The sequence below is a fragment of the Micromonospora sp. NPDC051924 genome (assembly GCF_055586005.1).
This window is the reverse complement of the sequence record NZ_JBVJJA010000008.1, coordinates 139831-163730: the sequence shown is the minus strand read 5'-3', so window position 1 is coordinate 163730 and position 23900 is coordinate 139831. Positions and strand designations below refer to the sequence as shown.

At 72.7% G+C, this 23900-nt stretch carries 22 protein-coding genes; 11 read left to right on the top strand and 11 right to left on the bottom strand.

The annotated features are described in order from the left end of the window. The first annotated feature begins 62 nt into the window (after nt 1-62). The 4 genes from ACZ6S5_RS09200 to ACZ6S5_RS09185 are packed head-to-tail and all read left to right on the top strand — an operon-like array spanning nt 63 to nt 3424. Nucleotides 63-692, top strand: coding sequence for an MBL fold metallo-hydrolase (locus tag ACZ6S5_RS09200; protein WP_465999359.1), 630 nt, complete (start codon nt 63-65; stop codon nt 690-692). Between the two features lie 5 nt (nt 693-697). Beyond that, a complete protein-coding gene (locus ACZ6S5_RS09195; RefSeq protein WP_465999357.1) occupies nt 698-1636 on the top strand; it encodes a hypothetical protein in 939 nt (312 codons plus the stop codon). Between the two features lie 43 nt (nt 1637-1679). Continuing rightward, nucleotides 1680-2420: an SCO6745 family protein gene (locus ACZ6S5_RS09190; RefSeq protein WP_465999355.1), complete on the top strand. Its 741-nt coding sequence runs from the start codon at nt 1680-1682 to the stop codon at nt 2418-2420. A gap of 41 nt (nt 2421-2461) precedes the next feature. Beyond that, nucleotides 2462-3424 (top strand): GNAT family N-acetyltransferase, encoded by a 963-nt coding sequence (locus tag ACZ6S5_RS09185; RefSeq protein ID WP_465999353.1) that lies wholly within the window; start codon nt 2462-2464, stop codon nt 3422-3424. Between the two features lie 74 nt (nt 3425-3498). On the opposite strand, the gene ACZ6S5_RS09180 is transcribed toward ACZ6S5_RS09185, so the two are convergent. After that, on the bottom strand, nt 3499-3954 hold the full coding sequence (locus ACZ6S5_RS09180) for a gamma-glutamylcyclotransferase (protein WP_465999351.1): 456 nt from the start codon (nt 3952-3954) through the stop codon (nt 3499-3501). Between the two features lie 106 nt (nt 3955-4060). Here ACZ6S5_RS09180 and ACZ6S5_RS09175 point away from each other — a divergent pair, with 106 nt between their 5' ends. Continuing rightward, nucleotides 4061-5464 carry an NAD(P)H-quinone dehydrogenase gene (locus ACZ6S5_RS09175; RefSeq protein ID WP_465999349.1) on the top strand — a complete coding sequence of 468 codons (1404 nt, stop codon included), beginning with the start codon at nt 4061-4063 and terminating at the stop codon, nt 5462-5464. On the opposite strand, the gene ACZ6S5_RS09170 is transcribed toward ACZ6S5_RS09175, so the two are convergent. Both ACZ6S5_RS09170 and ACZ6S5_RS09165 read right to left on the bottom strand, forming a co-directional pair. Beyond that, entirely contained in the window at nt 5442-6131 is a 690-nt protein-coding gene (locus ACZ6S5_RS09170) for a DUF998 domain-containing protein (protein ID WP_465999347.1), read from the bottom strand. The two genes, ACZ6S5_RS09175 and ACZ6S5_RS09170, sit on opposite strands and share 23 nt — an antisense overlap. A gap of 87 nt (nt 6132-6218) precedes the next feature. Next, the gene (locus ACZ6S5_RS09165) at nt 6219-6845 is read right to left on the bottom strand and encodes a DedA family protein (RefSeq protein ID WP_465999345.1); all 627 of its coding nucleotides are present in this window, start codon (nt 6843-6845) and stop codon (nt 6219-6221) included. Nucleotides 6846-7350: 505 nt separating this feature from the next. On the opposite strand from ACZ6S5_RS09165, the gene thrS reads away from it, so the two are divergent. Beyond that, entirely contained in the window at nt 7351-8583 is a 1233-nt protein-coding gene (thrS, locus tag ACZ6S5_RS09160; protein ID WP_465999445.1) for a threonine--tRNA ligase, read from the top strand. A gap of 79 nt (nt 8584-8662) precedes the next feature. Here thrS and ACZ6S5_RS09155 read toward each other — a convergent pair whose 3' ends face one another. The 3 genes from ACZ6S5_RS09155 to ACZ6S5_RS09145 form a co-directional block, all read right to left on the bottom strand. Beyond that, nucleotides 8663-10621, bottom strand: coding sequence for an ABC transporter ATP-binding protein (locus tag ACZ6S5_RS09155; protein WP_465999443.1), 1959 nt, complete (start codon nt 10619-10621; stop codon nt 8663-8665). Nucleotides 10622-10728: 107 nt separating this feature from the next. Further along, on the bottom strand, nt 10729-12462 hold the full coding sequence (locus ACZ6S5_RS09150; RefSeq protein ID WP_465999343.1) for an ABC transporter ATP-binding protein: 1734 nt from the start codon (nt 12460-12462) through the stop codon (nt 10729-10731). Further along, nucleotides 12456-12983 (bottom strand): MarR family winged helix-turn-helix transcriptional regulator, encoded by a 528-nt coding sequence (locus tag ACZ6S5_RS09145; RefSeq protein ID WP_465999341.1) that lies wholly within the window; start codon nt 12981-12983, stop codon nt 12456-12458. The genes ACZ6S5_RS09150 and ACZ6S5_RS09145 overlap by 7 nt, the downstream gene beginning before the upstream one ends. Before the next feature lie 86 nt (nt 12984-13069). On the opposite strand from ACZ6S5_RS09145, the gene ACZ6S5_RS09140 reads away from it, so the two are divergent. Then, nucleotides 13070-13624, top strand: coding sequence for a TetR/AcrR family transcriptional regulator (locus tag ACZ6S5_RS09140; RefSeq protein ID WP_465999339.1), 555 nt, complete (start codon nt 13070-13072; stop codon nt 13622-13624). 86 nt (nt 13625-13710) lie between these two features. Here ACZ6S5_RS09140 and ACZ6S5_RS09135 read toward each other — a convergent pair whose 3' ends face one another. Together ACZ6S5_RS09135 and ACZ6S5_RS09130 are read right to left on the bottom strand one after the other, a co-directional pair. After that, complete coding sequence (locus ACZ6S5_RS09135; protein WP_465999337.1) at nt 13711-15150, bottom strand: GuaB1 family IMP dehydrogenase-related protein; 1440 nt, start codon at nt 15148-15150, stop codon at nt 13711-13713. A gap of 151 nt (nt 15151-15301) precedes the next feature. Continuing rightward, complete coding sequence (locus ACZ6S5_RS09130) at nt 15302-17053, bottom strand: acetyl/propionyl/methylcrotonyl-CoA carboxylase subunit alpha (protein ID WP_465999335.1); 1752 nt, start codon at nt 17051-17053, stop codon at nt 15302-15304. Nucleotides 17054-17186: 133 nt separating this feature from the next. Here ACZ6S5_RS09130 and ACZ6S5_RS09125 point away from each other — a divergent pair, with 133 nt between their 5' ends. The 4 genes from ACZ6S5_RS09125 (at nt 17187) to ACZ6S5_RS09110 (ending at nt 20996) form a co-directional block, all read left to right on the top strand. Next, nucleotides 17187-17798 (top strand): PadR family transcriptional regulator, encoded by a 612-nt coding sequence (locus ACZ6S5_RS09125; protein WP_465999441.1) that lies wholly within the window; start codon nt 17187-17189, stop codon nt 17796-17798. 121 nt (nt 17799-17919) lie between these two features. Next, the gene (locus tag ACZ6S5_RS09120) at nt 17920-18879 is read left to right on the top strand and encodes an ATP-binding cassette domain-containing protein (RefSeq protein ID WP_465999333.1); all 960 of its coding nucleotides are present in this window, start codon (nt 17920-17922) and stop codon (nt 18877-18879) included. Between the two features lie 17 nt (nt 18880-18896). Continuing rightward, nucleotides 18897-19652, top strand: coding sequence for an ABC transporter permease (locus tag ACZ6S5_RS09115; RefSeq protein ID WP_465999331.1), 756 nt, complete (start codon nt 18897-18899; stop codon nt 19650-19652). Nucleotides 19653-19718: 66 nt separating this feature from the next. Further along, complete coding sequence (locus tag ACZ6S5_RS09110; RefSeq protein ID WP_465999329.1) at nt 19719-20996, top strand: MFS transporter; 1278 nt, start codon at nt 19719-19721, stop codon at nt 20994-20996. 206 nt (nt 20997-21202) lie between these two features. Here ACZ6S5_RS09110 and ACZ6S5_RS09105 read toward each other — a convergent pair whose 3' ends face one another. From ACZ6S5_RS09105 to ACZ6S5_RS09095, 3 genes are read right to left on the bottom strand one after another with little or no spacing between them, the layout of a single operon-like run. Then, nucleotides 21203-21856 (bottom strand): O-methyltransferase, encoded by a 654-nt coding sequence (locus ACZ6S5_RS09105; RefSeq protein ID WP_465999327.1) that lies wholly within the window; start codon nt 21854-21856, stop codon nt 21203-21205. A gap of 9 nt (nt 21857-21865) precedes the next feature. Beyond that, nucleotides 21866-22522, bottom strand: coding sequence for a Maf family protein (locus ACZ6S5_RS09100; RefSeq protein ID WP_465999325.1), 657 nt, complete (start codon nt 22520-22522; stop codon nt 21866-21868). 10 nt (nt 22523-22532) lie between these two features. Further along, nucleotides 22533-23672, bottom strand: a complete 1140-nt coding sequence (locus ACZ6S5_RS09095) for a S8 family serine peptidase (protein ID WP_465999440.1) — start codon at nt 23670-23672, stop codon at nt 22533-22535. Nucleotides 23673-23900: the final 228 nt, after the last annotated feature.

The window sequence follows — 23900 nt, the reverse complement described above, 5'->3', positions numbered from 1 at the left end:
CATCGCGCCGGTTCCGGCAGACTGCGACGAGGACGTCACGATTCGATAATCGAGGAGTCACGATGCAGGTCACCAAGTACGCCCACTCCTGCCTCCGGATCGAGCACGACGGGGGAGTGCTCGTGGTGGACCCCGGTGTCTACAGCGAACCCGAGGCGCTGGACGGGGCGGACGCGGTGCTGATCACCCACGAGCACCCGGACCACCTGAACGTCGAGGTGCTCACCCGCGCGCTGGAGCGCCGGCCGATGCCGGTCCACGGCCCGGCCTCGCTCGCCGGTGTCCTCGGCGACGCGGCCGAGGCGCTGGTCGTGGTCGCGCCGGGCGAGTCGTTCACCGCCGCCGGTGTGCCGGTCCGGGCGTACGGCGGCCAGCACGCGGTGATCCACCCGGACATCCCGGTGATCCCGAACCTGGGCTACGTCGTCAACGACGTGGTCTATCACCCCGGCGACTCGCTGGTAGTCCCGGACGACGTCCAGGTGGACACCCTCTTCGCCCCGATCCACGCGCCCTGGAACAAGTTCTCCGAGGTGGTCGACTTCATCCGGGCGGTCGCCCCGCGCCGGGCGTACGCGGTGCACGACGGTCTGCTCAACGCCAACGGGTTCGGTGTGCTGGGCCGGCAGTACACCGCGCTGTCGAACACCGACTACCGCCGCCTCGAACCGGGCACCCGGATCGACGCCTGACCGCCGTGCCCGGACCCACCCCCGAACAGGTCCAGCGGCTCTACGCGACGCCCCCGGACCGCTTCGTCGCGGCCCGGGACGCTGCGGTCGCCGAGGCGCGTCGGTCCGGCGACCCGAAGGCCGCCCGGGAGATCGGCCGGCTGCGCCGGCCCACCGTGGCCGCCTGGCTGGTCAACCTGCTCGCCATCCGCCGCCCCGAGCTGGTCGCCGACCTGGCCCAGCTCGCCGAGTCGCTGCGGACCGCCCAGCGCGAACTGCGCGGTGCCCGACTGCGCGAGCTGTCCGCGCAGCGCCGGGCCGTGGTCGGCGCCCTCGTCGCCGAGGTACGCAAGCTGGCCGCCACCGAGCCCGGCGCCCCGCCGGCCGGGAAACTGCCGTTGGGCGAGGTGGAGGCGACCCTCAACGCCGCCCTCTCCGACACCGAGGTGGCCGAGCAGGTCCGGGCCGGCCGGCTGCTCCGGCCCGTGCACTACGCCGGCTTCGGCGAGGTGCCCCGGCCGCAGCTGCGGCTGGTCACCGGGGGCGGCGAGGAGCCACCCGTACCGGACCGGGCGGCCGAGCGGGCCGAGAGCCGGCGGGCGCGCGACGAGCGGGCCGCCGAGCGGGCCGCCCGGGCGGAACGGGCGAAACGCCGCCGGGCCCTGGAACGCGAACTGGCCAAGGCCCGCGGCGACCAGGACCGGGCCGAGCGGGAGCTGACCGAGGCCACCCGGTCCGAGCAGGACGGGGTCGCCACCCTGGACCGGATCGAGACCGAGCTGGCCGAGCTGGAGCGCCGCCGGGCCGTCGCCGAGCAGGAGCTGAGCCGCGCCAAGCTGACCCGCCGGGGTGCGGAACGCTCGGTCACCGCGGCCCGCCGGCGCGCCGGCGAGGTGGAGGGTGCCCTGGAGGCGCTGGACGCCGAAGAGGGGGATGCCGCAGACGGTGGTCACCGGGCAGACTGAGCGTGATGGATGCCCATGGTGGACGGACGGTGGTGCCGCGCCGATGACGCCGGAACAGGTCGCCGCCGCCAGCAAGCCGCTGGTGCTGGAGCTGGGGGAGGCGTTCGCCCGTTGCCCGGCGACGCTGCGCCGGGCCCGGCTGCTGGGCATCTCCGGCTGGGCCTTCTACATCACCGGCCGGGCCGGCGCGCTCGGGGACGTACGGGCCGAGACGGTCGCCGCCGCGCTCGGCTTCATCGCGCCCGAGGCCGTCGCGGACGGCTGGGACGCCGCCGCGCGCACCGTCCGGCCGCTGGAGGTGGCCGGCGCGAACCTGGCCGAGTGCTGCCGGTGGGGGGCCGAACGGCTCGGCGACGCCCCCGAGGCACCCCGCCTGGCCGCCCTGCTGGACCGGGCGGTCGGCGCGGCGGAGAGCAGCGGGATGCCGCTCTTCGCCGCCTGGCGGGCCATGCCGGTCCCGGACCGCTCGCCGGGGGCCCGGGCGGCGGTCGGGTTTCTGCTACTCCGCGAGCACTTCGCCGGGGCCCACCTGCTCGCCGTGCGGGCCGCCGGGATGACCCCGCTGGAGGCGGTGCTGGCCGGCCCGGAGGGGGAGGCGGGGGCCGCCGCCTGCGGCTGGGCGCCCCCGTACCCGCCGGTGGGGCCGCTGGTCCGGCGGCGGCTCTGGGCCGAGGCGGTGACCGACCGGCTCGCCTCGCCCGCCTTCCGCGCGCTCGCCCCCGCCGAGGGAGCGGAACTGCTCAACCTGCTCACCGCCGCGCGGCTGCACCTGCGCGGCGGATAAATCAGCGGCGCGACCCCGGGGCGCCTGCCAGGATCGCCGGCGTGACGCTTCCCGCCGGCTGGACCGCCCGCCGCCCCACCCTCGACGACGTGCCCGCGATCCTGGCGGTGGTGCACGCCGCCGACACCTTCGCCGTCGGCTACCCGGACTTCGACGCCGAGGACGTCCGCGACGCGCTGACCGCCCCCTTCGTCGACATGGCCCGCGACTCCTGGCTGGTCACCGACCCGGTGGGCGTCGCGGCCGGCTGGACGATCCTGAGCAACCCCACCGGGGTGGGTCGGGAGTTCGTCGAGGTCTACGTCGACCCGGAGCGCGGGGCCGACCTGCGTGCGCCGCTGCTGGCGCGGCTGCTCGACCGGGTCGCCGAGCGGGCCGCCGAGCGCGGCCTGCCCGCGCTCAACGTCCGTACCGCCGCCTTCGCCCCGGAGACCCGCTGGGCGACGGAGCTGGCCGAGGCGGGCTTCACCCTGGTCAAGCGGTACGTGCGGATGACCCGGTCGCTGGCCGACCTGCCCGCCGAGCCGCCGCCCCCGCCCGGGGTGACCGTCCGGCCGCTGCGCCCCGACGACGAGTCGGACCTGCGCGAGTTCCACCAGATCTTCGACACGGCGTTCCGGGACACCCCGGACTACGAGCCGCTCGGCTTCGCGCAGTGGCGGGAGCTGCTCCCGTCGTCGGGCAAGGTCTGGGACGAGTGGTTCGTCGCCGAGGTTGACGGTGCGCCGGCCGGCGCCCTGCAATCCTCCGACCAGGCGCTGGACCAGGACATGGGCTGGGTCCGCACACTCTCGGTGCTGCCCGCGTACCGGCGGCGCGGGGTGGGGGCGGCGCTGCTGCGGCGGGCCTTCGCGACCTACGCCGGCAAGGGCCGGTCCGGCGCCGGGCTCGGCGTCGACCTGGCCAACCCGACCGTCCCGGTGACCCTCTACCGCGCCGTCGGGCTGCGTGAGAAGCGCTGGACCGACATGTACGAGCGGACCGTCCCGGCCACGGCGGTGTGACACGCGACCCGCGCTCCGGGGTCACCCTGCGGCCGGCGAACCGGCCGGAGGACACTGGGGCTGTGGGAGAGCCGCTAGGCCGAAGCCGTGCCGGTGGGGCGGGACCGCAGCTCGGTGACGTAGTCGTCCGGCGCGCCCGCCTTCTCCGCCGCGTTCGCGATCTCCGACAGGTACCAGGACGTCGGCAGGCCGCCCTCGTAACCGTCGAAGACGTAGAACCACGCGGTCACGTCCCCGTCCAGCGTCGAGACGCGGACGGTGAGCGTCCGGTACGTCCCGGCGGTCACCCCCTCGATCTCGTCGAGCTGGGCGGCGTCGTACGGGTGGACGTCGTAGAGCGCCACGAAGACCCGGTCGCCCGGGGACTCGACCACGGTGCTGACCGAGCCCTCCCAGCCGATGACGTCCTCGCCCGCGAAGGTGAGCCGCCACCCCTCCAGCCAGCCGGTGCCCACCATCGGCGAATGCGGGCAGTAGGCACGCATGCGAGCGGGGTCCAGGTTTGAGCCGTAAGCGGCGTACAGACGCACGGCGATGACGATAGCCCGGTGGGCGGGTGAGGGAGAATACGACGGAGCGTGTCGAGCGCGATGGGGAGAAGAAAGTCACTGTGAGCACTGACGAGGGGCGAGCGCTGTGAGCCAGATCGTGATCATCGGCGGGGGACCGGCCGGGTACGAGGCGGCGCTGGTCGCCGCCCAGCTGGACGCTGATGTCACCGTGGTCGAGGCGGAGGGGGCCGGCGGTGCCTGCGTGCTCTCCGACTGCGTGCCGTCCAAGACCTTCATCGCCAGCTCCCAGGTGGTCACCGGCTACCGGGACACCGAGGAGTTCGGGGTGCACTCGGACGGGCTGGAGGCGGTCACCGTCGACGCCAGCGCGGTGCACGAGCGGGTGAAGCGGCTCGCCCTGGCCCAGTCCGCGGACATCCACGACAAGCTGGTCAAGGCCGGGGTCGAGTTCGTGGCGGGCACCGCCCGGCTGGGCGAGGACACGCTCGGTCACACCCACCGGGTGATCGTCACCCCCGCCGACGGCCGTCCGGAGTACTCCATCGCGGCGTCCACGGTCCTGATCGCCACCGGCGCCACGCCGCGGCAGCTCCCCACCGCCCCGCCGGACGGCGAGCGCATCCTGACCTGGCGGCAGGTGTACGACCTGCCCGAGCTGCCCGAGCACCTGGTCGTGGTCGGCTCCGGCGTCACCGGCGCCGAGTTCGCCAGCGCGTACCTGGCGATGGGCATCCAGGTCACTCTGGTCTCCAGCCGGGACCGGGTCATGCCGCACGAGGACGCCGACGCCGCGATGGCGATCGAGCAGGTCTTCCGCAGCCGGGGCATGACCATCCTCAACAACTCGCGCGCCGAGGCGGTCCGCCGGATCGGCGACGGCGTCGAGGTGGTGCTCGCCGACGGCCGGGTGGTGGTCGGCTCGCACGCGCTGATCACCGTCGGCTCGATCCCCAACACCGCCGGCCTGGGCCTCGCCGAGTACGGCGTCGAGCTGGCCCGGGGCGGGTACGTGAGCGTCGACCGGGTCTCCCGGACCAACGTCCCCGGCATCTACGCCGCCGGCGACTGCACCGGTGTCCTGGCCCTGGCCAGCGTCGCCGCCATGCAGGGCCGGATCGCGATGTGGCACGCGCTCGGCGAGGCGGTCCGGCCGCTGCGGCTGCGTACCGTCGCGGCGAACGTCTTCACCGACCCCGAGCTGGCCACCGTCGGCGTCTCCCAGAACGAGGTGGACGCCGGCAAGGTCCCGGCCCGCCAGGTGATGCTGCCGCTCTCCGGCAACGCCCGGGCGAAGATGGACGACCTGGCCGACGGCTTCGTCAAGCTGTTCTGCCGGCCGGCCAGCGGCCAGGTGATCGGCGGCGTGGTGGTGGCGCCGAAGGCCAGCGAGCTGATCCTGCCGATCACCATGGCGGTGGAGAACAACCTCACGGTCAACGAGCTGGCGCAGACCATCACCATCTACCCGAGCCTGTCGGGCTCGATCACCGAGGCCGCCCGCCAGCTCATGCTGCACGAGCTGGAGTGACCTGCCGCGCCCGGCCGGCGCCGGGCGCCACCTCGGCGAGCTGGCGGTGTCCCGGGACCCGGGAGGCCGCCACCTCGCCGATCCCGCGGCGGCGGACCAGGGTCCCCGCGACCACGCTGAGCAGCGCGACCTCGGCGAGGATGAGCAGCCGTTCGGCCAGGCCGAGCAGCACCCGGTCACCCGGGTACGCGGACCAGACCATCGCCCCGGCCAGCAGCAGACTGGCCACGGCGAGGACGCGCAGCCAGCCGCCGGCCCGCCCGCCCAGCGGACCGGCGAGCAGCCAGCCGGCGGCCGGCAGGACGAGGAAGGCCACCACCGAGGCGTACCGGTGCAGGTAGGCGCCGGTGCCCATGGCCGTGCCGGGCTCGTTGGTGGGGATCGTCGCGGTGACCAGCAGGCCGGCGGCCCAGGTCACGAGCAGGAACCGCGCAGGCCGGGGCGCGCCGGCCCGGCGCAGCGCCGACAGGAGTACGACGCTCGCCGCGGCGAGCACCACCATGGCCACGTCGATGACGCCGCCCCGGTCGGAGACGGCGAAGTCGCTGACGGTCAGCGACCAGGGGTTCAGGTCGTCGTTCACCTCGAGGTGACCGACCACGGCGAGCACCGCCGCCAGGGCGATCCCGCCGAGGGCCAGCAGGCCGTTTCTCCGGGTTCCGGGCATGGGCTCAGCCTGCTGCCGGAACCACCCGAAACGGATCCGGGCCGGCCACCCACTTCGCCCCCGGGGACGCCCCCTAGATGGCGTAATTCAGTCGACCGGGACCTTGACCGGGGTCTCGGTCTCGGTGCGGCTGTTGCGCGCGCTGATCGCGGTCATCGCCCAGCCGGCGGCGGCGAACCCGGCCGCCGCCACCGCGCCGATCACCGCGAGCCGCCACGCCGACTGGGTGAGCGCCGTGCCGCCGAGGTGACCGACCAGCGTCCCGTAGCTGGCCCAGGCGGTGGCGGCGGCGGCCTCGTAGAGCAGGAAGAGGCGGTACGGGTAGCGGCTGCGCCCGGCCGAGAAGCAGGCGGCCATCCGGCCCCCGGGCACGAAGCGGCAGAGCAGGATGACCAGCGGACCTGGTTCGCGCAGCCCCCGGGTGACCCGGGCGGCGGCCCGGCGGGCCCGGCCCGGCATCACGTGTCGGGCCTGTCGGCGGTCCGGGGCGGTCCGGCCCAGCAGGTAGCAGGCGAGGTCGCCGGCGAAGACGCCGAGCGCGCCGACCGCGATGGTGAGCGGCAGGCTCAGTCCGCCGTAGACGGTCAGCGCGCCGCTGGTGATCATGACGACCTGGGTCGGCACCACCGGTACGAACGCGTCGGCGGCCAGCAGCGCCAGCAGCACGAGATACGCCCACGTCGGCGACGCGACGTCAGAGATGAGTTCGGGCACGACCGTCACCTCGCCGGATTCCCCCGATGAACCGTTCCGAGCCTGCCCGCGTGTCCGGCGTCACCGTGGACAGCCCCGCCCGGTGGTGACCGCTGACACGACCGGGCCACCGATGGACAACGAAACAGGACCGCCGAATGTGACGCCCCGGGGCGGGCGGCGGATCGCCGATCCGCGGCGTACCGTTGACGGGACGCGACCGCGTGGGCGCCGGGTCCCCCGTTCCTGGCGACCGGGTCGCGGCGGGTCGCCGGCAGGTCCCGAGCCGGCGGCCCGCACCCTCTTCCCGCACCCGGCCGGTCCACCGGCGGGTTTCGGCTCGCCGAAATCCGGGTGCGCCCGCCGAGCCGTCGCGCGTACCGTCGCGGCATGCGCAGCGCGGTGGTGACCACGACGCCGGGAATCCCCGGCGCGCCGCACTGACGTTTCCGTCGACGAGGCCCCGGGGCGAACCGCCCCGGGGCCTCGCGGCGTACCGGGCCAGCTCGCCTCCGGGTCGTACCCGATCAAGGAGAGCGCCATGATCGACCACCGCAGGCTCGGCCGGGACCTGGAGCTGTTCGTCTCCGACCCGCTGGCGGGCGCCGGGTTGCCCATCTGGCTGCCGGCCGGCGCCGCCGCCCGGCACGCCGTCGAGGAGTACGTGCGGGACCTGGAGCGCCGGGCCGGCTACCGGCACGTCTATTCGCCGCCGCTGGGCAAGCGGGAGCTGTTCGAGCTCTCCGGCCACCTCGGCTACTTCGCCGACGACATGTTCCCGCCGATGCGGCTGAGCGCCGACGACGAGTTCGTGCTGCGCCCGGCGCTCTGCCCGCACCACGCGCTGGTCTACCGGGCCCGCGGCCGGTCCTACCGGGAGCTGCCGCTGCGGGTCGCCGAGATCGGCGGGATGTACCGGGCCGAGCGGTCCGGGGTGCTCGGCGGGCTGTCCCGGGTACGCGCCATCTCGCTGAACGACTCGCACAACTTCTGCGCGCTGGAGCAGGTCGGCGACGAGGTACGCGAGATCCTGCGGCTGATCCGCGAGGCGCACGCGGCGCTCGGCGTGCGGCCGGCCGGGTTCCGGCTGTCGTTGCGCGGGCCGGGGGAGAAGTACGTCGGCGACGACGTCCAGTGGGCGCGGGCCGAGGAGCTGCTCCGGGCCGCCCTCGACGGGGTCGACTTCACCGAGGGCCCAGGCGAGGCGGCGTTCTACGGCCCGAAGATCGACATTCAGATCGTCGACGCGGCCGGCCGGGAGTCGACCATCTCCACCATCCAGCTCGACTTCGACAAGCCGGAGAAGTTCGACCTGTCGTACACCGACGCGGACGGCGGCCGGAAGCGGCCGGTGATGGTGCACCGCAGCCTGGTCGGCAGCATGGAACGGCTCTTCGCCTATCTGATCGAGGTGCACGCGGGCGCCTTCCCGGCCTGGTACGCCCCGGTGCAGTTGGTGCTCCTGCCGGTCGACGGCGGCCAGGCCGACGCCGCCCTGGACCTGGCCCGCCGGGTTGAGGCGGCCGGGCTTCGGGTCGAGGTCGACCAGGCCGGATCGCTGGGCGCCCGGATCCGCGACGCGGCCCGCCGGAAGGTGCCGTACGCCGGGGTGGTCGGCCCCCGGGAGGCCGCCGACGGCTCGGTCTCCCTGCGCCTGCGCGACGGGCGCGGGCTCGACCCGATGCCGGCGGCCGAGGCGCTGGGGCTGATCGGCGCGGTGGTGGCCGCCCGCTCGGCCGACCTGCTGCCGCCCGCCTGACACCCGTCGGGCCGGGCCGCCCGGGTGACCGCCGGTCACCCGGGCGGTGGCCGGTGTCGGACCTGCCGCCGGACCCACGTCAGTTCCTGGCCGGCGCGGTCGTCGGGCGCGTGCCGGCGGGCACGCCACCGGGGACCGGTGCGGTGATCTCGTCGGTGATCACCGCACCGGCGAACTGCGACCGGTAGAGCCCGGCGTACGCGCCGTCGGCGGCGAGCAGTTCGTTGTGGCTGCCCTGCTCGACGATCCGGCCCTGCTCCATCATCAGGATCAGGTCGGCGTCGCGGATGGTGGAGAGCCGGTGCGCGATGACGAAGCTGGTCCGGTCCGAGCGCAGCGCCGCCATCGCCCGCTGGAGCAGCACCTCGGTCCGGGTGTCCACCGAGCTGGTCGCCTCGTCGAGGATCAGCAGCGACGGCTCGGCGAGGAACGCGCGGGCGATGGTGATGAGCTGCTTCTCGCCGGCGCTGACGTTGCTCCCCTCCTCGTCGATCACGGTGTCGTACCCGTCGGGGAGGCTGCGCACGAAACGGTCCACGAAGGTGGCCCGCGCCGCCGTGCGGATCTCCTCCTCGGTGGCGTCCGGCCGCCCGTAGGCGATGTTGTCCCGGATGGTGCCGCCGAAGAGCCAGGTGTCCTGGAGCACCATGCCGATCCGGCTGCGCAGCTCGTCCCGGGGCATCGAGCTGATGTCCACCCCGTCGAGCGTGATCCGGCCGGCGTCCAGCTCGTAGAACCGCATGATCAGGTTGACCAGGGTCGTCTTCCCGGCGCCGGTCGGGCCCACGATGGCCACCGTGTGTCCCGGCTCGGCCACCAGCGAGAGGTCGTCGATCAGCGGCTTGTCCGGGTCGTACCGGAAGGAGACGTGCTCGAATTCGACCCGGCCGCTGACCCGCGGCGGTGCGGGCCGCTCGGGGGTCTGCTCCTCGGCGTCGAGCACCTCGAACACCCGCTCCGCGGAGGCCACCCCGGACTGGAGCAGGTTCGCCATCGAGGCGATCTGGGTGAGCGGCTGGGTGAACTGCCGGGAGTACTGGATGAACGCCTGCACGTCGCCGAGGGTCATCGTCCCGGAGGCGACCCGCAGTCCGCCGACCACGGCGATCGCGACGTAGCTGAGGTTCCCGACGAACATCATCGCCGGCATGATGATCCCGGAGATGAACTGGGCCCCGAAGCTGGCCCGGAACAGCTCCTCGTTCTTCTCCGCGAAGGCGGCCTGCACCTCCCGCTGCCGGCCGAAGACCTTGACCAGCTCGTGGCCGGTGTACGCCTCCTCGATCAGGCCGTTCAGCTCACCGGTGTGCCGCCACTGGGCGATGAACCGGCGCTGCGAGCGCTTGGCGATCTGCTGGGTGACGACCACCGACAGCGGCACCGCCACCAGGGCGACCAGGGCCAGCAGGGGCGAGATCCAGAACATCATGGCCAGTACGCCGACCACGGTGAGCAGCGCGGTGAGCAGCTGGCTGAGCGTCTGCTGGAGGGTCTGCGAGATGTTGTCGATGTCGTTGGTGACCCGGCTCAGCAGCTCGCCGCGCGGCTGCCGGTCGAAGTAGGGCAGCGGCAGCCGGTTGAGCTTGTCCTCCACGTCGGCGCGCAGCCGCAGCACGGTCCGCTGCACCACCCCGTTGAGCAGCCAGCCCTGCCACCACATCAGCAGGCTGGCACCCAGGTAGAGCGCGAGCGCCAGGGTGAGCGTGCGGCCCAGCGCGGTGAAGTCGATGCCGGCCCCGGGCACCAGGTCCATCCGGGCCAGCATGTCGGCGAAGTTGTCGTTGCCGGCGGCCCGGGCCGCGGCCACCGCCTGCTCCGCGGTGGTGCCGGCGGGGATCTGCCGGCCGACCACCCCGGCGAAGATGAGGTCGGTGGCGTGGCCGAGGATCTTCGGACCGATCACGCTCGCCGTGACGCTCGCCAGGGCCAGGGTGACGATCGCGGTCAGCTGCAGCCGGTGCGGCCGGAGGCGGCCCAGCAGACGCCGGGCGGACGGCCCGAAGTTCATCGACTTCTCCGCCGGCATCGCGGCGCCCATCCACGGCGGCCCCTGGCCGCGCCGTCCGGCCGCGGGCAGCCGGTTCGGCGTCCGCCCGTCGGCGGCGGCCACCGGGCCGGCGGTCTGCTTCTGCTCGGGTACGGAACTCACGCCGGCACCTCCGCCGTCTGCTGGGACGCCACGATCTCGGCGTACGTCGGGCAGTTCTCCAGCAGCTCCTCGTGTCGTCCCATGCCGACGATCCCCCCGTCCTCCAGCACGATGATCTGATCGGCGTCGATGATCGTGGAGACCCGCTGGGCCACGATCACCACCACCGCGTTCTCGGTGACCGGCTTCAGCGCGGCCCGCAGCCGGGCGTCCGTGCCGAGGTCGAGCGCGGAGAACGAGTCGTCGAAGAGGTAGATCTCCGGCTCGCGGACCAGCGCGCGGGCGATGGCCAGCCGTTGCCGCTGGCCGCCGGAGACGTTCGTGCCGCCCTGCGCGATCGGCGCGTCCAGCCCGCCGGGCATCTCCGCGACGAAGTCCCGGGCCTGGGCGACCTCCAGAGCCGCCCACAGTTCCGCGTCGGTCGCGTCCGGGTTGCCGTACCGGAGGTTGCTGGCGACCGTGCCGGTGAACAGGTACGGCCGCTGCGGCACCAGCCCGATCCGGCGCCACACCTCGTCCGGCTCCAGCAGCCGCACGTCCACCCCGTCGACCAGCACCGCGCCGGAGGTGGGGTCGACCAGCCGGGGGATCAGCGTGAGCAGGGTGGTCTTGCCGGCGCCGGTGGACCCGATGATGGCCGTGGTCCGGCCGGGGCTGGCCTTGAACGAGATGTCGTGCAGCACCGGCGCGCTCGCCCCGGGGTACCGGAAGGCGACCCGGCGGAACTCCAGCTCGGCGCGGCGGGTCATCGCGATCATCGGCTCGACCGGCGGCAGCACCGACGAGTCGGTGTCCAGCACCTCGACGATCCGCTCCGCGCACACCGCCGCGCGCGGCACCATCATCAGCATGAAGGTGGCCATCATGACCGCCATCAGGATCTGCATCAGGTACTGCAGAAAGGCGGTCAGCGCGCCGATCTGGATCTGGTTGGAGTCCACCCGCCCGGCGCCGAACCAGAGCACCGCGACGCTGGAGACGTTCAGCACCAGCATCACCACCGGGAAGATCAACGCCTGGAGCCGGCCGACCCGCAGGGCGGTCGCGGTGAGGTCGGCGTTGGCCTTGCCGAACCGCTTCGTCTCGTACGGCTCGCGGACGAACGCCCGGACCACCCGGATGCCGGTGATCTGCTCGCGCAGCACCCGGTTGACCGTGTCGATCCGGGTCTGCATGAGCCGGAAGCCGGGCACCATCCGCCGGGTGATCAGGCCCAGCGCGACCGCCAGGACCGGTACGCAGACCAGCATCAGCCAGGAGAGGCCCACGTCCTCCTGCAGCGCCATCACCACGCCGCCGACACTCATGATCGGGGCGGCCACCAGCATGGTGCAGCTCATCAGCACGAGCATCTGCACCTGCTGCACGTCGTTGGTGTTCCGGGTGATCAGCGAGGGTGCCCCGAACCGGCCCACCTCCCGGCCGGAGAAGCGGTTGACGTGGCGGAAGATGTCGGCCCGGACGTCCCGGCCGAAGCCCATCGCGGTCTTCGCGCCGAGGTAGACGGCGATGATCGAGCAGGCGATCTGGAGCAGGCTGACGAGCAGCATCCAGCCACCCGTACGCAGGATCTGGTCGGTGTCGCCGACGGCCACGCCCCGGTCGATGATGTCGGCGTTGAGGCTCGGCAGATAGAGCGACGCCATCGTGCCGACGAACTGGAACGCCACCACCGCGGCCAGCAACCGCCGGTACGGGCGCAGGTTGGTACGGAGCAGGCGGATCAGCACGGACGGCTCCCGGACGGGTTCTCGGTGTCGGACTCGCTGTCCCGGTTCAACCGGCGAAGGTCTCCGTCGGACATGGTCGTGATGATTTCGGTGAGGAACTCGCGTACCACCGCCTTCTTCGCCGGGTCGGCGTCGACGGAGGTGAGCGGGCGGTCGCTGTGGATCAGGTCGATGATGGCCAGCGCGTGCTCGCGGCCCTTGTCGGTCAGGGTGAGCTGGACGCTGCGCCGGTCGTTCGGGTTCTGCTGCCGGCTGACGAAGCCGTCGCGTTCCAGGGTGTCGACGATGCCGGTGAGGGTGGCGGGGCGGACGAAGCACCGCTCGGCCATTTCCCGGTGCGTGCTGTCGCCCGCCCGGAGCAGAATCATCAGCACCCGCATCCCGGCCGAGGTGAGGCCGTGATGTTCGGCGAGGTAGCGACCCCAGTGCTGTTCGACGACGTGACCGGCGATGGAGATCAGCCGGCCGAGCGGCGCCTGCCGGAGCGCGTCCGGGAAGGTGACGAGCGGTCCAATCTTCACGGCCGTTAGATTAGCCCCCAGATGGTCAGGGCCCAAACTAATTTCGGCGAACTGACATCTTGTCAGTGGAAAGATATGCTGCGCCGGTGACCACGACGCGTGGATACCACCACGGCGACCTGCGCCGGGCGCTGCTGGCGGCGGCGGCCCGGGCGATCGCCGAGTCCGGCCCCGCCGCGCTCAGCCTCCGGGACCTGGCCCGCCGGGCCGGCGTCTCGCACGCCGCCCCCGCCCACCACTTCGGAGACAAGGCCGGCCTGCTCACCGCGCTGGCCGTCGAGGGCTTCGACCTGCTCGCCACCGCGCTCGACGGGGCCGACGGCGACCTGCTGGAGGCCGGGGTGGCGTACGTGCGCTTCGCCGTCGGGCACCGGGCGCACTTCGAGGTGATGTTCGCGCCGGACCTGTACCGCGCCGACGACCCGGCCGTGGTCGCCGCCCGCGACCGGGCCGGCGCGGCGTTGCGCGGCGGTGTCGCCGCCCGGCCCGGGCCGCCCCGCGAGCCGGACCGGGACGCGCTCGCCGCCTGGTCGATCGTGCACGGCTTCGCCACCCTCTGGCTGGCCGGCGCTCTCCCCGAGCGGGTCGGCCCGGACCCGGAGGTCGCCGCCCGCACCGTGATCCGCCGCCTCTTCGAGTAGCCGGCCTCGTTGATCAAGAGGTTTGCGTCGGCAGGCGGCCGTACGGGGACGCAAACCTCTTGATCAACCGCGCGATCCGGCGGGAGCTACCAGCTGGTCGGCAGCGGCATGCCCTCGGTGTAGCCGGCGGCGCTCTGCACCCCGACCAGCGCCCGCTCGTGGAACTCGTCCAGGTTGCGCGCGCCGGCGTAGGTGAAGGCGCTGCGGACCCCGGAGATGATCTCGTCGATCAGGTCCTCCACGCCGGGCCGGGTCGGGTCCAGATACATCCGCGCCGTGGAGATGCCCTCCTCGAAGATCGCCTTCCGGGCCCGGTCGTACGCGCTGTCCTCGCCCGTACGGGCGCTGACCGCGCGGGCCGAGGCCATGCCGAAGCTCTCCTTGTACCGCCGGCCGTCCGGCTCGGTGTAGAGATCGCCGGGGGACTCGTAGGTGCCGGCGAACCAGGAGCCGATCATCACGTTCGAGGCGCCCGCGGCCAGGGCCAGCGCCACGTCCCGCGGGTGCCGTACGCCGCCGTCGGCCCAGACGTGCCGGCCCAATGCGCGGGCCGCCGCGGCGCAGTCGAGCACCGCGGAGAACTGCGGGCGGCCGACGCCGGTCATCATCCGGGTGGTGCACATCGCGCCCGGGCCGACGCCCACCTTGACGATGTCCGCGCCCGCCTCCACGAGGTCGCGTACACCGTCGGCGGTGACCACGTTGCCGGCCGCGACCGGGACCCCCGGGGCGAGCTTGCGGACCGCCCGGAGCGCCGAGATCATCCGCTCCTGGTGGCCGTGCGCGGTGTCCACCACCAGGGTGTCCACCCCGGCCTCGAGCAGGGCGGCGGCCTTGCCGGTCACGTCCCCGTTGATGCCCACGGCGGCGGCGATCCGCAGCCTGTTCCGGTCGTCCACCGCCGGTTTGTAGAGGGTGGCGCGCAGCGCGCCCTGCCGGGTCAGCACGCCGACCAGCCGCCCCTCGGCGTCCACCACCGGGGCGAGCCGGCGCCGGCCCGCGGAGAGCCGGTCGAAGCCGGTACGCGGATCCGCGTCCGCCGGCACGGTGTGCAGCTCGGTCGACATCACGTGCCGGAGCTGGGCGAAGCGGTCCACGCCCACGGTGTCCGCCTCGGTGACCACGCCGAGCGGCCGACCGGCCTCGTCCACCACGACCACCGCGCCGTGCGCGCGCTTCGGCAGCAGGTGGATCGCGTCGCCGACGGTGTCGGTCGGGCCGAGGGTGATCGCTGTGTCGTGCACCAGGTGGCGCTGCTTGACCCAGCCGACGACGTTGGCCACCACCTCGATCGGGATGTCCTGCGGGATCACCGCGATGGCGCCGCGCCGGGCCACCGTCTCGGCCATCCGCCGGCCGGCGACCGCCGTCATGTTCGCCACCACCAGCGGGATGGTGGTGCCCGTGCCGTCGGCCGTGGCCAGGTCGACGTCGAGTCGGGAGCCCACCTCGGAGCGGTTGGGCGCCATGAAGACGTCGTTGTAGGTCAGGTCGTGCGCGGGAACCGCGCCATGAAGGAACCGCACCCGAACATCATTCCTGCTCGCGGCCGGTCCCGCCGCCGCTGGTGGCCCAAACCACCCCGGCCTGCCTTGCCGGGCAACCGGAGACAGCAACTTCCCCGAAGTTGCTGTCTCCGGACGTCGGGAAGCAGCAACTTCGGGGAAAGTGTGCGGATCAGGAGATGGTGCAGATGGCCGCGCCGGCGGTGATCACTGCGCCGACCTCGGCGGCGAGGCCGCTCACGGTGCCCGCCTTGTGGGCGTGCAGCGGCTGCTCCATCTTCATCGCCTCCAGCACGACGACCAGGTCACCCTCGGCGACGGTGTCCCCGTCCGCGACGGCGATCTTGACGATCGTGCCCTGCATCGGGGAGGTGAGCGCGTCGCCGCTGACCGCGGCGCCGGCCTTGGCGCCACCGCCCCGGCGGGCCGGCTTCTTCGCGGCGGGCGCGGCGGCCGCCGTACCCGCGCCCAGGCCGGCGGGGAGCGTGACCTCCAGCCGCTTGCCGCCCACCTCGACCACGACGGTCTCGCGCTCGGCCGGACCCTCGACGGCGCCGGGGGTGGCGGTGAAGGCCGGCACGGTGTTGTCGAACTCGGTCTCGATCCACCGGGTGTGCACGGTGAACGGCTCGGCGGTGAACGCCTCGTCCCGGACCACCAGGCGGTGGAAGGGGAGCGCCGTGGCCATGCCCTCGACGACCATTTCGTCCAGCGCCCGGCGGGCCCGCTCCAGCGCCTCGGTACGCGTCTCGCCGGTGATGATCACCTTGGCCAGGAGCGAGTCGAAGTTGCCGCCGATCACGTCGCCGGCCGAGATGCCGGTGTCGACCCGGACGCCCGGGCCGCTGGGCAGCCGCAGCGCGGTGATGGTGCCGGGGGCGGGCAGGAAGTTGCGGCCCGGGTCCTCGCCGTTGATCCGGAACTCGATCGCGTGCCCACGCGGCGTCGGGTCCTCGGTGAAGCGCAGCTTCTCGCCGTCGGCGATCCGGAACTGCTCGCGGACCAGGTCGATGCCGGCGGTCTCCTCGGTCACCGGGTGCTCGACCTGCAGCCGGGTGTTGACCTCCAGGAACGAGATGGTGCCGTCCGCGCCGACCAGGTATTCCACGGTTCCGGCGCCGTGGTAGCCGGCCTCCCGGCAGATCGCCTTGGCGCTGTCGTGGATCTGCCGGCGCTGGGCCTCGGTGAGGAACGGGGCCGGGGCCTCCTCGACCAGCTTCTGGTGCCGGCGCTGCAACGAGCAGTCGCGGGTGCCGACCACGATCACGTTGCCGTGGTGGTCGGCCAGGACCTGCGCCTCGACGTGGCGGGGCTGGTCCAGGTACCGCTCGACGAAGCACTCGCCCCGGCCGAACGCGGCGACCGCCTCGCGGGTGGCCGACTCGAACAGGTGCGGGATCTCCTCCATGGTGCGGGCCACCTTGAGGCCGCGCCCGCCGCCGCCGAAGGCCGCCTTGATGGCGACCGGCAGGCCGTGGTCGACCGCGAAGGCCATCACCTCGTCGGCGTTGCCGACCGGGTCCGGGGTGCCGGGGACCAGGGGAGCGCCGGCGCGCTGGGCGATGTGCCGGGCGGTCACCTTGTCGCCGAGGTCGCGGATCGCCTGCGGGGTCGGGCCGATCCAGGTCAGCCCGGCGTCGATGACGGCCTGGGCGAAGTCGGCGTTCTCGGAGAGGAAGCCGTAGCCGGGGTGCACCGCGTCGGCGCCGGCCTTGGCGGCCACGTCGATCAGCTTGTCGATCCGCAGGTAGCTGTCCGCGGCGGTGTCGCCGCCCAGCGCGTACGCCTCGTCGGCCAGGGTGACGTGCAGGGCGTCCCGGTCGGAGTCCGCGTAGACGGCGACGCTCGCCAGGCCGGCGTCGCGGCAGGCCCGGATGACGCGGACGGCGATCTCGCCGCGGTTGGCGATGAGTACCTTGCGCACCTTGGTGGCTCCTCCCGGGAGGTCGATTCCGGGAGTGTATCGGCCGGGGTCGTGGCCCTAACGATCGCTCAGTGTGGCATCGCGCACTGTAGTCAAATTTGGCTATTACGCTTGTCCGGTGTCGGCGACGCGGATGATGATTCTGGGCCTGGTCAGGTGGATGCAGCCGGTGCACGGCTACGACGTACGCCGTGAGCTGCTGAGTTGGAGCGCGGACAAGTGGGCCAACGTGCAGCCGGGATCGATCTATCACGCGCTGCGCAAGCTCACCGACGAGGGGCTGCTCCGCACCGTCTCCGTCGAACAGGTCGGCGCGCGTCCCGCCCGCACCACGTACGAGGTGACCGCCAAGGGCGAGGAGGAGTTCGAGACCCTGTTGCGGGCGCAGTGGTGGCAGCTCAACGAGACCGCGGACCCGTTCGTGGCGGCCTTCTCCTTCCTGCCCGCCATGCCGCGCGACGAGGCCGCGGCGGCGCTGCGCAACCGGGCCAACCTGATTCGCGCGGGCATCGAGTCGATGCGCGCCTCGCTGGACTCGGACTGGGTGCGCAACCGCAAGCCGGTGCACGTCGGGTGGATGTTCGAGCTCTGGCTGGCCCGCGCCGAGGCGGACATGGCCTGGTGCCTGCGGATCGCGGAGCGGATCGAGTCAGGAGTGTCGTACCTGCCCGCTGGAATGGAGCGGTCCGAGGGGTGGTCGGGGTGGCAGGACGGCGGCCCGCCTCGCGGCGAAGACGCGGATTAATCAACGTTGACCATAAGAGCTATATCGCGATAGCGTCAGCGCGAACCGTGCGGGAGAGCTGCGTCCCCGGCGCGGACGATCGGCGGCCGGTCACGTCCGGCCCGGACGACCAGGAGCAGACATGATCGAGACCAGGGGGCTGCGGAAGTCGTTCCGCTCCCGCGCGGGTCGCGAGACCAAGACCGTGGACGCGGTCCGGGGGGTCAACCTCGAGGTCGCCGAGGGGGAGATCTTCGGTTTCCTCGGCCCCAACGGCGCCGGCAAGACCACCACCCTGCGGATGCTGGCCACCCTCATCGAGCCGGACGGCGGCGAGGCCACCATCGCCGGCGCCGACCTGCGCAAGGACCCGGCCGAGGTGCGCCGCCGGATCGGTTACGTGGCTCAGGGCGGCAGCACCTGGGACGAGTCCACCGCCCGCGAGGAGCTGGTGCTCCACGCCCGGCTCTACGGCATCACCAAGGCCGAGGCGCAGCGGCGTGCCGCCCGGGCCCTGGACGCCTTCCAGCTCAGCGAGTACGCCGACCGCAAGTGCAAGACCTACTCCGGCGGCCAGCGGCGCCGGGTCGAGATCGCGCTCGGCATCATCCACGAGCCGAAGATCGTCTTCCTGGACGAGCCGACCACCGGCCTCGACCCGCAGAGCCGGGCGCACATGTGGGACGAGATCCGCCGGCTGCGGGCCGAGGGGATGACCGTCTTCATCACCACTCACTACCTCGACGAGGCGGACGCGCTCTGCGACCGGATCGCGATCATGGATCACGGCGAGGTGGTCGCGGAGGGCACCCCGGCGGAGCTGAAGCGGGAGATCTCCGGCGAGGTGGTGCTGGTCGGCCTGGACGCCGCCAGCACCCCGCACGCCGCCGAGCTGCTCGACACCGAGGCGTACGTCAACAAGCTGGAGACCGCCGACGAGGGCGGCCTGCGCCTCTACGTCGACGAGGGCGCCACCGCCATCCCGCAGGTGCTGCGCCGCCTCGACGGCGCCGGCCTGGAGCTGCGCTCCATCGAGCTGCACCGCCCCAGCCTCGACGACGTCTTCCTCACCAAGACCGGCCGCTCGCTGCGCGAGTCCTGACCCTCGGAGAACCCGTCATGAAGCTCGCCCGTGACACCTGGCTCATCTTCCAGCGCCAGGCCCAGCTGCTGCTGCGCAACCCGGTCTGGGTCTTCGTCGGCGTCTTCCAGCCGGTGATGTACCTGCTGCTCTTCGCCCCGCTGCTCAAGCCCGCGCTCAACGCGCCCACCCAGGCGGCCGCGTACAAGGTCTTCGTCCCCGGCCTGCTGGTGCTGCTGGCCATCTTCGGCGGCCTGTTCCAGGGCTTCGGCCTGATCGCCGAGCTGCGCGCCGGGATCATCGAGCGGTCCCGGGTCACCCCGGTCAGCCGGCTCGCCCTGCTGCTCGGCCGCTCGCTGCGCGACGTCGTCTCGCTGGTCGTGCAGGCGATCATCATCACCCTGCTGGCGCTCCTGTTCGACCTGCGCGTCAACCTCGGCTACCTGCTGCTGGCGTACCTGATGCTGGCCCTGATCGCGCTGATGACCTCGGCCGTCTCGTACGGGGTCGCGCTCAAGGTCAAGAGCGAGGACGCGCTCGCCCCGCTGATGAACACGGTGGCGCAGCCGGTGCTGCTGCTCTCCGGCATCCTGCTGCCGCTCACCTTCGCCCCCGGCTGGCTCCAGGGCGTCGCCAAGTGGAACCCGTTCTCCTGGGCGGTCGACGGCACCCGCGCGCTCTTCGCCGGCGACCTCAGCAACGACCGGGTGTGGCAGGGCCTCTCGATCATCGCGGTGCTCGCCGTCGCCGGGGTGGTCTGGGCCGCGCGGCAGTTCGCCCGCAGCGTCCGCTGAGCCGGACGAGAGAGCTGCCTCTCACCAGGGGCGGGGCACCGGACGTGCACGCGTAGCGTAAGGCCGGTGCCCCGCCTCACCCATGACAGGACGACCTGGCTGACCTACGCTCAGTTGGGGCTGTGGGGCTTCTTCCTCTACGGGTTCGGCCCCGTCGTGCCGCTGCTCCGCGACGAACAGGGCACCAGCGCCGCCGTCGCCGGCCTGCACAGCACCGGCATCGCGGTCGGCGCCGTGGTCGGCGGGGCGCTCTTCGCGCCGGCCGCCCGCCGCCTCGGCCGCGGCCCGGCCATCTGGCTCGGCCTCGCCGGTGTGGCCGCCGGCGTCGCCGCCCTCGGCCTGCTCCACCCGCTCCCGGCCACCATCGCCGCCGTCGCGGTGATCGCCACCTTCGGCATGATCGTGATCAGCGGCGTGAACGTCGTTCTCGTCGGCCACCACGGGCCGGCCGCGCCCGCTGCGCTCGCCGAGGCCAACGCCGTCTGCGCCGGCATGGGCATCCTCGCGCCGCTGGTCATCGGCGCAAGCGTCGACGCCGGCCGGGGCTGGCGGCCGGCGATGGCCGTCGAGGTCGGCCTGATCGCGCTGGTCGCCCTCGCCGCCCTCACCTTCCGGGTACGCCTGCCGAAGGCCGCCCCTTCCGACGGCTCCAGCTCAGCGCGTCTGACGCCGCGCAGTGACCTGGAGCCGTCGGCTGCCGCGGCTGCCGCCGACCGGGTCGGGGCGACCGGTTCGGCGGCGCGGCTGCCCCGCGCGTACTGGATCGCCTGGGTGCTGATGTCGGTGACCGGCTCGATCGAGGTCTGCCTGTCGCTCTGGACCGCCGACGTGCTGCGCACCCATGCCGGGCTGAACGCCGGCGGGGCCTCGGCCGCCGTCGCGGCGATCGTCTGCGGGATGTTCGCCGGCCGGGCGGCCGGCGGTCGGTTCGCGCTCCGCCTGCCGCCGGTGCCGCTGCTGCTCGGCGCGCTGACCGTCTCCCTGGTCGGCTTCGCTCTCTTCTGGTCCGCCCCGGTCGGCTGGCTGGCGGTCGCCGGCCTGGTCGTACTCGGGCTGGGCAACGCCCTGCACTACCCGCTGGCGATCTCCATCGCCCTCGCCGTGGCCGGGCCGGCCGCCGACAAGGCGGCCGGTTGGTCCTCGTACTCGATGGGGGTGGGCTTCGGGATCGCGCCGGTCGCGCTCGGCTGGGTGGCCGACGGCGTCGGCCCCCACCTGGCCTTCCTGCTGCTGCCCGGCTTCATCGCGGCGGGCCTGCTGCTCACCGCCCGCCTCGGCCGCGCCCTGCGCACCCCGCACCCGGCCCACGACCCCACCGACGACCCCGCCCCGGTCCCCGTCTGACCCCCCGCGCTGCCCGCCCCGGGGGCTGGCCGCGCTTCGTCGCCGCAGCCCCGCTTGATCGACTCGCCTCGCGGCAGATCGCGCTCTCCGATCCACGCGATGCCCCGACATGCCGCATCCCGAGTGGACCATGACGGCCGGCGGCGCAAGGTCGCCGAGGTGGCGGTCTCCCCGGTCCGCGGTGGCCGCCACCTCGCCGATATGGTTCAGCGCACCCGGGCGAGCGTCACGCCGTCGGCGATCGGGAGCATGACCACGTCGACGCGGACGTCGGCGAGAATCTCGTCGTTGAACGCGGCGATCGCCCGGTCGTCGGCGTTCTGCGGGGCGAGCACCCGGCCGCCGCGCAACGTGTTGTCCACCGCGATCACCGCGCCCGGCCGCATCCGGGGCACCAGCTCGTCCCAGTAGACCGGGTACCCCACCTTGTCCGCGTCGATGAACGCGAAGTCCAGATGCCGCTCCCGGGGCAGTTCCCGCAGCGTCTCCGCGGCCGGACCGATCCGCAGCTCGATCCGGTCCTGCACACCGGCCCGCGTCCAGTACCGCCGGGCGACGCCGGTGTACTCCTCGGAGATGTCGAAGCAGGTCAGCCGGCCGCCCTCGGCCAGCCCGCGGGCGATCGCCAGCGAGGAGAGCCCGGTGAACGTGCCCACCTCGACGGCCTGCCGGACGCCGAGCAGCCTGGTGAGGAAGGTCAGGAACGCGGCCTGCTCCGGCGCGACCTGCATGCCCGCCTGGGCAGGAAGGACGGCCCGGGTCTCCTCGGCCAACTCCCGGACGACCTCGTCCGGGGCCGATCCGTGCGCGACGAGGTAGGCGTGCAGTTCCGGGGTCAGCGGCAGCGGCTTCGTGGTCATGACCGGACGCTAGCCGAGATGCTCGACCTCCTGGCCCCCCGGCGCGACCTTCGTCCACAGATCGGTGACGCTCAGTTCCAGCTCGGCGAGCAGACTGCGCAGCAGGGGCAGGGAAAGTCCCACCACCGTGCCTGGATCACCCTCGATGCCGGTCAGGAACGCCCCGCCCAGCCCGTCGATGGTGAACGCCCCGGCCACCGCCAGCGGCTCGCCCGTCGCCACGTACGCGGCGATCTCCTCGTCGCTGATGTCGGCGAAGTGCACCGTCGTCGAGGCGACCGCCTCCGCCCGCGACTCGTGGAGCACGTCGATCAGGCAGTGCCCGGTGTGCAGCACCCCGCTGCGGCCCCGCATCCGCTCCCACCGCCGGGTGGCGTCCGCCGCGTCGGCCGGCTTGCCCAGGATCTCCCCGTCGAACGCCAGCACCGAGTCGCAGCCCAGCACCAACGTCCGCTCGTCCGGCGTGCCGCGCAGCCGACCCAGCACCGCCTGCGCCTTCAGTCGCGCCAACTCCAGGCACAGATCCTCCGCCCGGTCGCTGACCACCTGCGACTCGTCGACGCCGCTGACCAGCACGTCAGGCTCGATCCCGGCGGCCTGGAGCAGCTTGCGGCGGGCGGGACTCTGCGAGGCGAGCACGAGGCGCAGCGGTACGGAGGTCAACACCCCACCGACGCTACCGGCTGATCCGCGGCGGCGGGTCGTCGGCACGGCGACGCCGCCGCCACACGAGATAACCACCGCCCACCGCCACCAGTACCCCCAGGGTCGCCAGCCCGCGTACGGTCGCCCCGTCGTCGCCGCTGTCGTCTGCGCCCGCCGCCCCGCTCGTGGCGGGTGCGGTCACGTTCGACGAATCGAAGCCCAGTGGGGGTACGTCCGCAGTGAGGGCGGCGACCAGGTCGATGACGCCGTAGCCGTACTCGTCGTCGCGGCCGGGTGGACCCTTGTCGATCGCGGTGGCGGTGAGGCGGTGGGCGACCTCTTGGGCGGGGAGGTCGGGGTACTTGGAGCGGATGAGGGCGGCAGCGCCAGCCACGATCGCAGTGGCGCTTGATGTGCCCGTGCCCTTCGAGTACTTGCCGTCGTAGCTGGTGCTGTAGACGTCGACCGCCGGGGCCACGACGTCGATTTCCGGTCCAGTCACTGAGATCGCGGCATGTCTACCAGACCGATCAATTCCTCCAACCGCGATGACTCCCTTCTCCGTAGCCGGGTAGCCCACGTAGGAGTCCTCGGGAGCGTTGCCGGCCGCCGCCACTACAACGATGTCAGCAGATACCGCAGCCTTCACTGCTCTGATTAGCTCCGGGCTTGACCCGCCGTTGCTAGAGATGCTGATGACATCTGCGCCGTTGGAAACCGCATACTCGATGCCGCGAGCAAGATCGTCAGGAGTGCCGAGGTTGTCAGCGTTCGATGACTTGATCGGCAGGATCTTCGCGTCGGGTGCGATACCTAGGGCGCCGGTGTCTCTCGCGCGGCCGTGAGCGGCAATTAACCCAGCCATGCTGGTCCCATGGCTATTGTCGTCCTGTCGCCCGTCGCCGGAACTTCCGGCGAGGGTTGCTGTCCCTGTAAGCAGGTTGAATCTCAAGTCTGGGTGAGGATCGACACCGGTGTCGGGAACAGCGACGATAATTCCTTGGCCCCGACATATTTGGTTCGCCTGGTCCGCTTTCAGATAGCGAAGGTGCCACTGGTCGGCACGTATTCGCATCGCTTCGTCAGAGCCTGGCACGGCAACCGCTGGCCAGGAAGCTAAAGATGGCGTCGCCAATATCAAGGCCGCGATTGTCAGAGCAAGCTTGGTCATCACCGGCTAAATCCGATTGCGGGACCGGGGTCGATCGGCCCTTCCTCATCGGGCGGCAGCATTATTGGACTGACCCCTTGGTCGGTCTCCCAAGGATTATCCGGGTCCCAGCGGCGAGGGCCGTCAGCTTTTTGCGGGTCTCGACCGAGTCGACTGCTCGGATGCTCAGCGCCTGTGTTGGAAGGTGAACCGCCGATCGGAGTGAGACCATGGGCTGTATTGAATTGG